This is a genomic window from Helicobacter salomonis (genome assembly GCF_017979425.1).
Classification (GTDB): Bacteria; Campylobacterota; Campylobacteria; order Campylobacterales; family Helicobacteraceae; genus Helicobacter; species Helicobacter salomonis.
Genome location: NZ_JAERIS010000038.1, coordinates 1 through 11,837 on the forward strand (window position 1 = coordinate 1; position 11,837 = coordinate 11,837).

The window sequence follows — 11,837 nt, forward strand, 5'->3', positions numbered from 1 at the left end:
TAGAGAGATGGGGCGTTACTATGTCGCGCTCATTGCGGGGCATTTGCGCGCGCCCCTATGTGTGGAGTGTAGATTGGGCAGACACCCTAAAAACCGCTTGAAAATGGCAAATTTAGACGCGTTGAAGGTCAAAGGGGGTAAATTAGCCAAAACCTTTTTTGTGCCCTTGGTAGATGGCATGGCGCACCAACTAGTTGGTGCGCGCCTGTATAGCGGACGCACCCACCAAGTGCGCGCCCACTTGGAGAGTGTGGGGCGACGCATTTTGGGGGATAAACTCTATGGAGTAGAGGACTCGCGCGCACCGCGCACCATGTTACATGCCTATTTGCTCTATGTAACGCACCCTCGAAGTGGGGAGAGACTTTTATTTAAAGCCAAGCTTTTAAAGGACATGGTAGAATGCGCGCAATCACATTTGCAAGGGGTTAATTGGCATGGGTGTTTGCAGGAAGATTATTTTTTGGAGTGTTTCCGCGCTTCTACTGGCTAGTTGCACCCCCTCTAAAAAGAATAATTCACTCTCCTTTGCCAACCATGCACGAGGGGAGAGCACCAACGCAAGTTTGCCCGTAGTCAAAGGGATCAAAACCATTAATGATGTGCAATCTGTAGGTTTTGAGTGGCAGCCCATAGAGCATCCTGAACTCATCGAAGGGTTTATTATCTATCGCATGCAAGCCGATCGAACTTTTAAACGCGTGGGCGTTGTGCGCAGTGCCTTTGCCACTCACTATTACGATGATGGTCTCACGCCCCAAACGCAGTATTATTACAAAATTGCCACGCTGGGTAAAAATGGAGAGGTTTCTGCCATGTCTGAAACCATTAGTGTGAACACTTCCTTCATCAATCCTGTAGAAAATGTCTTTGCCAGCATAACAAGTCCCAAGGAAATTAAGATTTTTTGGACTCCTCACCCCAATCCTAGCATTGCTAAATACATTGTACAACGCGAGGATAATCAGGGCAAGTTTGTCAATATTGGAGTGGTCAAAAACCGCCTCTTTGTAGAGTATTTTGACAAAAAATTAGGTGATGGGCAAACTTATCGTTACCGTGTAATCGCAGAAAATTTTGATGGAGCAAAATCTTTGCCCAGCGCGGTGGTGGTGGGCAAAACCAAAAATCCCCCCCCTGCAATTTCAGGCGTGCAAGCAAGCGCAGACCTCACACGCAAGATTAATCTCACATGGCAACCCTCCAGCCAAAAAGACATCGTGGCTTACAAGGTTTATGCCGCTAATGACCCAGATGGCAAATACAGGGAAATTGCCCAGGTGCGAGATACCAATTATACGGATAATGTAGACCTAGATGGAGTGGATCGCTATTACAAAGTGGTCGCTTTAGATAAGGACGGTATTCAAGGGGAATTGCCTCAAGGTGCGATCAAAGGTACAACTTTACCTCGCCCTCCCACGCCACTCATCAGCAAAGGCACAATTGAAGATGGACAGGCGATTATTGTGTGGGGAGCCATCCAAGACCCTAGAGTTAAGAGTTATGCGATCTATCGTTTTGAAGACAATGCGCGCTCTAAACCCCTGCGTTATGGGGAAATTTTAGGCACCCAATTTGTGGACAAAAACATGGAAAATGGCAGAAAATACCGCTATCAGGTGGTGAGCGTGGATAAAGATGGGCTCGAATCGCGTCCGAGTAAAGAAGTAGAGTTGCGCCTGGATCGCTGATGCATGCCTCATTTTAGTGCCACTCAGGTTAACCTGCCCGCCTTTCCCTTTGAGCAGGAGGAGATGTGTTTTTTATACTGCGCCCAAAGTGTCCTACACACCCATGTAAGCCTAATTCGGGTGTGCACCAAGGATGGCTATGATTTTTGTCTCTACCAGATTGCCCAAAAACAACAATTTTTATTTAAAGCAGAGAAATCCACGCGTCCCATTCCTGTCGGGGTATTACAGCAAGCATTACGGGTTTTGGCGCACTATTGTGTAGTAACCGGAGGCAATTTAGGAGAGGAAAGCCCATATAAACGAAGCCCATTTTTGTTGGAAAGCACACAATTGCTGCGCTTAAGCACAGTTCACTTGGAAATTGGTTTTGGTTCAGGGGTGCATCTGCTCTCAAAGGCACAAGATCAGCGCGATCAAATCTATGTGGGCGTGGAGATTCACACCCCTAGCATTGAACAGGTTTTACGCCACATAGAACGCTTCAAACTACAAAATGTCTACATCCTGCGCGCAGATGCGCGATCCCTCTTAGAGATTTTACCTGCGCAGTGCTGTTTGAGTGTGGATTTACACTTCCCCGTACCATGGGAGAAAAGTCCCACAAGACGAGTCATGAATGCGAATACTTTGGCGCATATACTCAGGGTGTTGGTCGATAATGGGGTGTTTTGGTTACGCACGGATAGTTTAGCCTACTTTAAACAGAGTCTGGATTTGACGCTGGCCTTAGAGGAGTGTGCATGCCAGGTGGCTAAAAATGCCCCCGCTCCTGTGTCCAGCAAGTATGAAGCGCGCTGGATACGGCAGAATCGAGAAATTTACGATTTGCGCATAAGCGCGCGCCACACACAAGCGCATGCGCCAATCAAAAACATGCTCTTGGAGATGGAGCGTGTAGAGGGCATACCTAGGGGACTGGATTTTGTGCTAGCACATCGCCTCTTTAGGGGTGCTAATTATTTTTTACACATTCAAGATGTGTTAGAATATGCCCAACTTTGGGTTTTAGTGCTGAGTTTTGGAGATTTTAACACCCCGACCAATAAGATTGCGGTCTGGGATAGTCAGAGTGGCGCGCTAGAATATGTGGGAGGACTGCCCTTCAACACGCATGCTAATGGATTAGCGCACCAAAAATTACAGGAAATTTTGCTGGAGGCCTTGTGAGCAGTATTGTTGTGGCCAGAGATTTGTCTTTAGGCTATAAGAGAGATGAATGGGTGATTCGGGGGGCAAATTTAAAAGTGGAGCGTAAGGACTTTGTGTTCATCTCTGGACCTAGTGGTTGTGGGAAGAGTACTCTATTGCGCTCTTTATACGGGGATTTGCCCTTACTAGGAGGAAGCTTAGAAGTGTGTAATATCAATGTAAATCGCGCTTCTAGGGCTTTTATCAATGAATTACGCCGTCATATTGGAGTGGTGTTTCAGGATTATAAATTGATTGAAGAGTGGACTGTAGAGCAAAATATCAAATTGCCCATGCTCATCAATGGATACAAGAAGGAAGAGTGCAATATCCAAGCGGAAAAACTCTTAGCCCATGTGGATTTGCTCTACAAATCCAATCGTTATCCCTTAGAACTCAGTGGGGGGGAGCAACAACGAGTCGCTATGGCGCGTGCCATAGCCCATAAACCTTTTTTAATTTTGGCAGATGAGCCCACGGGAAACCTAGACGACTATTCTAGTGATATGATTTGGAGTTTGCTCAAAGGGGCTAATAAGCAGCTAGACATTACGATTGTAGTGGTCACACACCGCATTCCAAGCAATTTCAATGTACCCTACCGCAAGATTTATATCAAGGACGGAGAGGTGCATGAATACACTTAGGGAACATTTGGCATTTCTATTACCCTTGGTTGCTTTGCTCGTGGGTTTAGAGAGTGTGCTGTGGATTCAGCGAGCATTGCATATCCGCGAGGAACAGCTCTCTAAAAACTACACCATCACCATAGTGAGTCAACAAAAGCTGAGCTTAGAATTTATCCGCCAAAATATTCGATCGAGTATCGGGCTTGAACTCATTAATCCGGATGCTCTTTTGGAGAGGTTGCAACAGAATATCAGTCCCAGCTCCCTTGCCGATCTCAGGAAAAGTTTGCCCTTTTTTTATTCTCTCAAACTCAAAAATTTCCCCACTTCTGATGAGCTCAAACGCATTCACAATCGTCTTTTGAAAATCCCTGGAGTATCCAGGGTGGAAGTCTTTAGCAAGGCCCATGATCAAGAGTACCGACTCTTGCTCTTGCTCCAAGAGAGCACTTTCGTCTTCGCCTTTTTGGTGGGCTTACTTTCGATTTTACTCTTGATCAAGCAGGTGAGTGTGTGGAATTTGCAATACTCTAAGCGCATTGAAATCATGGAGCTCTTAGGTGCGCCCATGCGCATCAAAAATGGCTTTTTATTCCGTCTAGCCTTGGTAGATTCGGTGCTAGCCAGTGTGGGGGTTTTAATAGGTTGCCTCTATGTGAATTCCCAGAGTAAATTTCAAAGTCTCACCAACGCACTGGAGGTTCAAAACACTTTATTTGTATGGCATGAAGACTTCTTTATCTTCTTAGGAGCATCACTGGCCGTATCTCTAGCATGTGTGTGGATTGTGGTGGTGCAAAGGAGGACGACATGAAAAAAAGCTTGCTCTTGATCTGGATCATGGGACTCTGCATGAGTCTTGGAGCTAGAGAAGAGGGGATTGAAGAAATCCAGCGCAATATCAATCTGAATACTGATAAATTACAAGAGACCACGGCGCAGAAGAACAAGTTGAGCACGCATCTCAATAGTTTGGGCAGTGCTATCAATCAAAAATACCAACAAAGTCAAGAACTCGCTAAACAAATTCAAAGTATTCAAAAGAATATCGATAAAAACCAGGCCCAAAGCCAGGTTCAAGAGAAAGCTTTAGAGGAGTACCGCCTTTACCTCAACAACCTAAAACGAAATCGCCTCAAAATCCAAGATGAAGTGACCACGCTGTTGCTCAAGGATATTGTTTTTGTGATGGTGCTTGATACGCAAAATCTTGCCAGCGCAGAGGACTTAATTCTCCAAGAAGTCTTTAAGCAACTCAGCCAAAGCTCCAGAGATCAGCTCGCTAGTTTGAATTTACAAGAGGAGCAGATCAATAATAAGATTGCGCAAATCTCTAACAATATTACCCAGATTAGCACTATTATCAATGCCCAGAAAGATCGCAAGCGTAATTTACAATTAGTGGTGGGGGCGCAGCAAAAAATTATCGAAAGCATGCGCGCTGAATTGGCCCTCTATAACAAAAAACTAGAAACCCTGGATCAAGAACGCAAGGGGCTTGACAAACTCTTAGCCTCTCTGAATATCGTAAAGATGGCCAAAGAAAAGGAACTTGAGCGCAAAAGGGCTCAAAAAGATCGTGAGCAAGCACCTAGACCAAGCATTGAAGGGATTGAAGCACCCATCGAAGTGAGACAGGTGGCCAGCTCTTATCATGATATCATGACAATTACCTACAAAGGTCCTAAGACAATCTCCCCTTTAAGTAATTACAAAGTCGTGCAAAAGTTTGGCCCTTATTTTGATCCTGTTTACAAACTCAAAATTTTTAACGAATCCATCACTTTGGTTTCCACCAAGCCCAATGCCGTGGTACGCAGTGTCTTTGATGGACGGGTGGTTTATGCTAAGGAAGTGCCTATTTTGAAAAAGGTGATCATCATTGAACATAAGGATGGAATGCACACGATCTACTCCCAACTAGACAAGATCGCTCCTACCATTCGGCACGGCCTGCGCGTGCAAAAGGGATATGTGATTGGACGCATTGATCAGCGCCTGAGCTTTGAGGTTACGCTCAAAGACAAGCATATCGATCCTTTAGAGCTCATTGCACAAAGCCAGTGAAGAGTCATGCAAATTATTCTTTCCAGCAATAATGTTAAAAAACTCCAAGAATTGCGCGCTATTCTGCCAGCTATGGATATAAGAAGTTGCGCTGAGTTTTTGGGAAAGGTGGAGATCCTGGAAGATGGCACAAGTTTTGAGGAAAATGCATGTTTGAAGGCAAGTGCTATTTATCAACTTTTAGAAGAAAAAGAAGGGGACCTTTGCGTTCTTGCTGACGATAGCGGTATCTGTGTAGATGCCCTCAACGCCATGCCAGGCATCTACAGCGCTAGATTTGCTTCCATGCCAGAGAGTGCTGCGGAAATTGCGCGAGGCTGTTTTACAATTCCTCAAGTGAATTCAAATGATACGCAAAATAACCTCAAACTTTTGACCTGCTTAGAAGAATTGGATATTGTCCAATCTAATGCCTCTTTTATCTGTGTCATTGCAGTATGCATGAGGATAAAGGGGGAATTTAGACAAACAACTTTTAGGGGTGAATGTAGGGGCAAGGTTCTCAAAGCCCCCCTTAATCCGCAAGCTTTTGGGTATGATCCACTCTTTATTCCGGAGGGCTATACCCTGACCATGGATCGTCTCCCAGAGAAAAACGCCATTTCACACCGCTTTTTAGCCCTACAACAATTCAAGGATTTTTTGAATTGTGTCAAATCCCCACATCTAAGGCTATAGATTAAGCTACCACGCTATTTTTAAGCCTTATATTAAAGTATAATGATACAATTCAGCCATTTTACATTTAAAGGAGTATCCATGGCACTATACGATCGCAATGCTAATTTTAACCCCAGCATGGAAGCATCTGCCCAGCTCAGTGACACAGCTCTGGTGAATTTTGTCAAGACGACTTATAAGTTTTTTGCAGCCAGCTTGCTGCTAGCCACTATTGGCGCATTAGTGGGTTTGATGAATTTTCATGTAGTTGCCCAATACAAGTGGGTGTTTTTCATTGCTGAGATCGCTGCGTTTTTTGGACTCATGTTCACAAGGAGAATGCCCGCAGTCAATCTCCTAATGCTTTTTGCCTTCACTTTCCTTTCTGGTATCACTCTTGTGCCCCTCTTGGGCTTTGTCATTGCTAGAGCAGGTGCGAGCGCAATTTGGCAGGCCTTGGGCATGACAACTATTGTTTTTGGCGTGATGAGTGTTTATGCCATTAAGACTAAGAGCGACCTAGCGAATATGGGCAAGATGCTATTCATCGCTTTAATCGTGGTGATGGTGGCTTCCCTGATTAACCTCTTCTTGGGTTCACCTATGATGCAGGTTGCTATCGCAGGTGTCAGCGTGATTCTCTTTAGCCTGTTCATCGCCTACGATACTCAGAACATTATTCGAGGTCTTTATGCGACGCCCATTGAAGCCGCTGTGGCACTCTATGTGGACTTCTTGAATGTCTTTGTTTCTCTACTACAGATTTTTGGAATCATGGGAGGCAGAGAAGACTAGTTTGTGTGCTCTCGAGCGTCTGCTAGACGCTAATCTTAATCGATTCAAGGAGGGGGTCAGGGTGGTGGAGGATGTTTTGCGCTATCTCTGTAATCATCCTGTCTTAGCTATCAGGCTCAAGAGTATTCGCCATAGCGCCACCGATATCCTCGTTAGAAGTGTGTCTGATGTAGGTGCACTCTACGCTCATCGGAACAGCGCCCACGATGTGTTGCAAAATAGTGATTTCTCTTACACCGGAGAACAGCCCCTGTTGCACATGGTTCAAGCAAACTTCAAACGCGCTCAGGAGAGCGCACGCGTGCTTGAAGAATGCTTAAAATATGCCTATCCTGCCCAGCCCCTACCTACTTTTAAAACTTTGCGCTATGAACTCTACACACTGGAAAAAGAGTGTATCGAGTTGTTGATAAAAAGTGGTCTTGAATTACCTCGTGTTTACCAAAGCCAATAGTTTGTTTGCTAAAATGCGCGCACCCGGTTTAGGCTGGGCATTTTTTAGGTAAGGAGATGTTATGTCAGGACATACTGATAGTTGCCATTTACACGAAGGGCATGAAGGACACGGGGTGCATCATCATCACCACCATCACCATCACTACCATGGTGGCACACACCACCACCATCATCATCATCATGGCGGTGAGCACCACCACCACCATGAGCAGCACGGTGATAGTTGCCACAACTAGTTGGCATGTGCCCCCTCTTGCGGGGCCTCCTCATTTAACAAGCACTTCAGATTTCTTTTGATACTTCGATGTAAGAGTATGGACACTCGCGTACGCGCTTCGTTTTTCAAGTGCATGTCTTGCCTGTGCGTGCTTATGAGTTGTTCTTAAGACTAGGTGAGCTTATAGCCTTTTCAAGTATTGATTAATTTGATAATAATGCTATCTTACGTAATGAATGGATAGCTTGTTGCGTGTTCTTTGTCATGTTTTGACTAAAATATGAAACTCATTAAGGAGATTTATGACTATTCGCATTAACCACGAAGAATATAGACTTGATTATATTGCAAAACAAGCCACTAGCGCACTTTGGTATATCCACAAAGGTTGTGTCATTATAGCGAGTGTCATGGTGGATAAAAGTTCTATAGAGGGGGATTTTCTGCCCTTGAGCGTGCAATTTAGCCAAAGGTCCTATGCTATAGGCCGCATTCCTGGCGGTTTTAACAAACGCGAGGGCAAACTTAGCGAGTTTGAAACCCTCACTTCACGCCTTATCGATCGCGCCTTGCGCCCACTCTTCCCTAAAAACTATGCCCATCCTACGCAAATTACTTTACTTGTACTCAGCCATGATCAGCAAAGCGATTTACAAATCTGTGCCCTGCATGCAGCAGCTAACGCACTCTATCTGGCTAATATTGGGGTTGAGCAAAATGTAAGTGCGGTGCGCATTGCAAAAATCGCTGATAAAATTATTTTTAATCCCAATGCTTCTGAGTTGCAAAAAAGTAGCTTGGATATCTATGTTTCTGGGACTAAAGATGCCCTGCTCATGGTAGAAATGTGTGCTCAAGAAAGTCTTATGGAAACAGAGTTTTTAGAAATGTTAACTCGTGCACAAGGACTTATCCAACAAACATGCACGCAGTACGCACAACACTTTAGCCCTCACAGGCAACCCCTCAGCCCAGCTTCACTCACACCTATCATACAAGATACACAATTAGAAACCTTAATTCAAACACATTTTCACGCACAGGTGCTGGAAGTCATGGCCCAAATGGCTAAAAGTGAACGGCAAGCAGATTTTTTGAATTTAGCGCAACACATCCTGAAGACACTGCATGAGCAGGGACATCTCTACACCTTAGAGCATGTCCAGTATATTTTGGAAAATTACATGCACCGGGTAATCCGACAACAAATCTTACATGCGCAGGAACGTCCCGATGGACGCGCTTACACAGATATTCGTCCCATCACAATAGAGACCAATATTCTTCCTCACAGCCATGGCTGCGCGCTCTTTACACGCGGGCATACCCAAGCCTTAGTGGTGTGCACTTTAGGGGGAGCCAATGATGCTAGAGTGCATGGGAATTTAGATATAAAGGCACCCTTGAAAGAGCGCTTCATGTTTGATTATAATTTCCTACCATTTAGCGTGGGTGAGAGTGCTCCTTTAAGTGCGCCTAGCCGACGCGAACTAGGTCATGGACACTTAGCTAAACGCGCTCTGCAAGGCTCCCTTGTGGATAAAGAACAGGTGATCCGCCTTGTCTCAGAAATCCTCGAATCAAATGGTTCAAGCTCTATGGCGAGTGTGTGCGGAGGGTCTTTGGCTCTGTGTGCTAGCGGGGTGAAGGTGCATCATCTAGTTGCAGGTGTGGCAATGGGACTGGTTATAGAAGGAGATACACATGCCATTTTAAGCGATATCAGTGCGTTAGAGGATATGCATGGGGATATGGATTTTAAAATTGCGGGCACTTGGCAGGGCGTGGTAGCCATGCAAATGGATACCAAAACTCGAGGACTCTCTTTAGAATTGTTTGAGAAAATTTTAACACAGGCAAAACAGGCCAGAGAATCCATCTTAGAAATTATGCAAGGCGCTAAAGATACCATCGTGCTCAACACACAAGCCCTACCTGCCTATGAGAGTTTTTTCGTACCGCCCAAGAAAATTGCCACCATCATTGGTATGGGGGGCAAGACTATTAAAGAGATCATCGAACGCTTTGGTGTGCTTGTAGATTTAGATAAACTCAGCGGTGCAGTCACTATCACGAGCAATCAAGCCAGTGATGTTTTAGAGGCCAAAAATTATATTTTGGAACTCATTCAGGTCCAACCGTATACTTTGGATGAAGTGCTGGAAGTGGAGGTAAAAAAAGTAGCGGATTTTGGTGTGTTTGTGCGTTTGCCGCGAGGCGGAGATGCGCTTTTGCATAAACATTGTTTAGATAAGCGTGGATTTTGTGTGGAGAGTTTGCAGGAGCACGCGCGTCTGCAATGTAAAATCATTACAATTCACAGCCTTAGCGGTAAAATTGATGTAGATTTGGCTTGAAAATTAAGTTTGAGCATGCCATAATCAGGTTTTGCGCCTAGCAATATTCTAACGATGCGGAGTTGTCTATGAGGTTTTTTGCGCTTTTCTTTCTAGGAATGGTTGGGCTGGCTTTTGGAGCGGACATGAGCGGGTTGGACATGATTAAATCCTACTCCATTGTGGGAGCCGTTGTAGGTTTGGGGATAGCCGCCTGCGGGGGTGCTATAGGTATGGGCAACGCAGCTGCAGCAGCTATCACAGGTACAGCGCGCAATCCTGGTGTGGGCGGAAAACTCTTAACCACCATGTTCATTGCCATGGCGATGATTGAGGCGCAAGTTATCTACACACTGGTTTTTGCGATCATTGCGGTTTATAGCAATCCGTTCTTAGTGTAGTTTATGTGGAGGGGGCTTTGCACTGGTGGTGGAATTGGTAGACACGCCATCTTGAGGGGGTGGTGAGGCAACTCGTGCGAGTTCAACTCTCGCCCAGTGCACCATGATTTATGGGATTTGATAAGCCAAAATGGTGGAATTGGTAGACACGCTAGACTCAAAATCTGGTGAGGGCGACCTCGTGTCGGTTCGAGTCCGACTTTTGGTACCATGCTACTCCTAGGGTAAAATACTGATCCCTGTGAGGTGCACCAGCGGACATTTAAATGCTTGCCTCTCTAACTCGACTAAGTTCAAGATTTATAAGCACTTCGTTCAACTCTAGTCTTCCCAACGCGTTAAGCTCAGATTAATCAAAACTAGATAAACTCTCGGGTCTTTGTATTGAAAATTTTGTGATAAAAGGGGTTTTATGCGTCGTTTTCTGGGAATAATTATGATGGGTGCTTTAGCTTTGGGTGTGGCCCACGCGCACGCGGAGACAGAATACGCCAACATGCAAAATAAAGAGTTTATTAAGTTGGCGGGGACTTTTCATAGTGCAGAGGAAGTGTTGGAGTATCAAGCAGAATTCGATAAACGCCTTAAGGCAATGAAGGGAAAGGCTAGGGCTGATTTTAAAGCACAGGTCAACAAAACCTATAAGGCGAATCTAGCAAAAATGAGTGCTAAAGATTTTGCAGCATTGCGCAAAGAGGTAGCTGAGGCCTTGGAAGAGAATAGAAAAGAGCACAGTCATAAAGAGCTAATGGAGATGGGTTTAGATGTGCAGGTTTGTAAAACGACTAAGCGTGAGCTTTTGTGCCCGCATAAGCACACTAAAAAACATGCAGCTAAACACTCTGGAGAGGGCGAGCATGGACATCATGGGGCAAAGCATGAGAATGGGGAAAAGCATGAGGGTAAACATGAGGAGGGAGCTAAGAAAGGGGGACACAAAGCTCCAGCTTCTAAAGGAGAGCACGAAGAAACCAAGCAAGAAAACACCCACGAGTAATCTTTGGGCCCTTTTGGGGCCAGAGGGCACCACAAAACTTGCTCCGCTTTGTGTCTTCCCCTTGAAGGTTTAGCTTCTAATGGCGGGGCTTCAAGCAGCAATATAAATCTATAAAATCATACGGGTTTTTTGTACATTTGTTTTTGCCACAAAAGCCGCAAAAATTGCACTAACGCTTGCGGACATGTCACCCTCAAAACCAAAGGACAAAACCTTGTATTTTGGCAAGAGTAGACATGGATGAAACAAGAATACAACAAAAATCCCAGTTTCATGGGATTTTATCTGAACGCGCGTAAAACTCCGTCCTTTAAGGCGGAGATGTAAGCGCACTCTAAGAAAAGAAAGGCTAACCTTGCAATAGGTAAGTGAGGTTAGTGAAAGCCTGATGTGG

Annotated in this window: 13 protein-coding genes and 2 tRNA genes; all 15 read left to right on the forward strand. The window is 45.1% G+C overall.

Translation table 11 applies throughout. The features are described from left to right. A partial coding sequence (locus KCO92_RS06805) for a pseudouridine synthase (protein ID WP_425591276.1) occupies positions 1–493 on the forward strand: 493 nt, incomplete at its 5' end. Continuing rightward, a complete protein-coding gene (locus KCO92_RS06810) occupies positions 438–1,694 on the forward strand; it encodes a fibronectin type III domain-containing protein (RefSeq protein ID WP_104695203.1) in 1,257 nt (418 codons plus the stop codon). The genes KCO92_RS06805 and KCO92_RS06810, both read left to right, overlap by 56 nt. Positions 1,695–1,697: 3 nt before the next feature. Further along, positions 1,698–2,864, forward strand: a complete 1,167-nt coding sequence (gene trmB / locus KCO92_RS06815; RefSeq protein WP_104695202.1) for a tRNA (guanosine(46)-N7)-methyltransferase TrmB — start codon at positions 1,698–1,700, stop codon at positions 2,862–2,864. Continuing rightward, positions 2,861–3,532, forward strand: a complete 672-nt coding sequence (locus KCO92_RS06820) for a cell division ATP-binding protein FtsE (RefSeq protein WP_104695201.1) — start codon at positions 2,861–2,863, stop codon at positions 3,530–3,532. Before trmB ends, KCO92_RS06820 begins: the two co-directional genes overlap by 4 nt. After that, the gene (locus KCO92_RS06825; RefSeq protein WP_104695200.1) at positions 3,519–4,328 is read left to right on the forward strand and encodes a cell division FtsX domain-containing protein; all 810 of its coding nucleotides are present in this window, start codon (positions 3,519–3,521) and stop codon (positions 4,326–4,328) included. Before KCO92_RS06820 ends, KCO92_RS06825 begins: the two co-directional genes overlap by 14 nt. Next, positions 4,325–5,581, forward strand: coding sequence for a murein hydrolase activator EnvC family protein (locus KCO92_RS06830; RefSeq protein WP_104695199.1), 1,257 nt, complete (start codon positions 4,325–4,327; stop codon positions 5,579–5,581). The genes KCO92_RS06825 and KCO92_RS06830 overlap by 4 nt, the downstream gene beginning before the upstream one ends. Before the next feature lie 6 nt (positions 5,582–5,587). Then, positions 5,588–6,259, forward strand: a complete 672-nt coding sequence (locus KCO92_RS06835; protein ID WP_104695198.1) for a non-canonical purine NTP pyrophosphatase — start codon at positions 5,588–5,590, stop codon at positions 6,257–6,259. Positions 6,260–6,340: 81 nt separating this feature from the next. Continuing rightward, on the forward strand, positions 6,341–7,036 hold the full coding sequence (locus KCO92_RS06840) for a Bax inhibitor-1/YccA family protein (RefSeq protein ID WP_104695197.1): 696 nt from the start codon (positions 6,341–6,343) through the stop codon (positions 7,034–7,036). A gap of 1 nt (position 7,037) precedes the next feature. Then, entirely contained in the window at positions 7,038–7,490 is a 453-nt protein-coding gene (locus tag KCO92_RS06845) for a thiamine-phosphate pyrophosphorylase (protein WP_104695196.1), read from the forward strand. Between the two features lie 56 nt (positions 7,491–7,546). Continuing rightward, a complete protein-coding gene (locus tag KCO92_RS06850) occupies positions 7,547–7,789 on the forward strand; it encodes a hypothetical protein (RefSeq protein WP_158653542.1) in 243 nt (80 codons plus the stop codon). A gap of 222 nt (positions 7,790–8,011) precedes the next feature. Continuing rightward, complete coding sequence (locus KCO92_RS06855) at positions 8,012–10,066, forward strand: polyribonucleotide nucleotidyltransferase (RefSeq protein ID WP_104695195.1); 2,055 nt, start codon at positions 8,012–8,014, stop codon at positions 10,064–10,066. A gap of 68 nt (positions 10,067–10,134) precedes the next feature. Next, positions 10,135–10,446, forward strand: a complete 312-nt coding sequence (locus tag KCO92_RS06860) for a F0F1 ATP synthase subunit C (RefSeq protein WP_104695194.1) — start codon at positions 10,135–10,137, stop codon at positions 10,444–10,446. Between the two features lie 19 nt (positions 10,447–10,465). Continuing rightward, positions 10,466–10,550 (forward strand) — tRNA-Leu (locus KCO92_RS06865). 20 nt (positions 10,551–10,570) lie between these two features. Beyond that, positions 10,571–10,657 (forward strand) — tRNA-Leu (locus tag KCO92_RS06870). A gap of 201 nt (positions 10,658–10,858) precedes the next feature. Further along, positions 10,859–11,443 carry a DUF1104 domain-containing protein gene (locus KCO92_RS06875; protein ID WP_104695193.1) on the forward strand — a complete coding sequence of 195 codons (585 nt, stop codon included), beginning with the start codon at positions 10,859–10,861 and terminating at the stop codon, positions 11,441–11,443. Positions 11,444–11,837 lie beyond the last annotated feature (394 nt).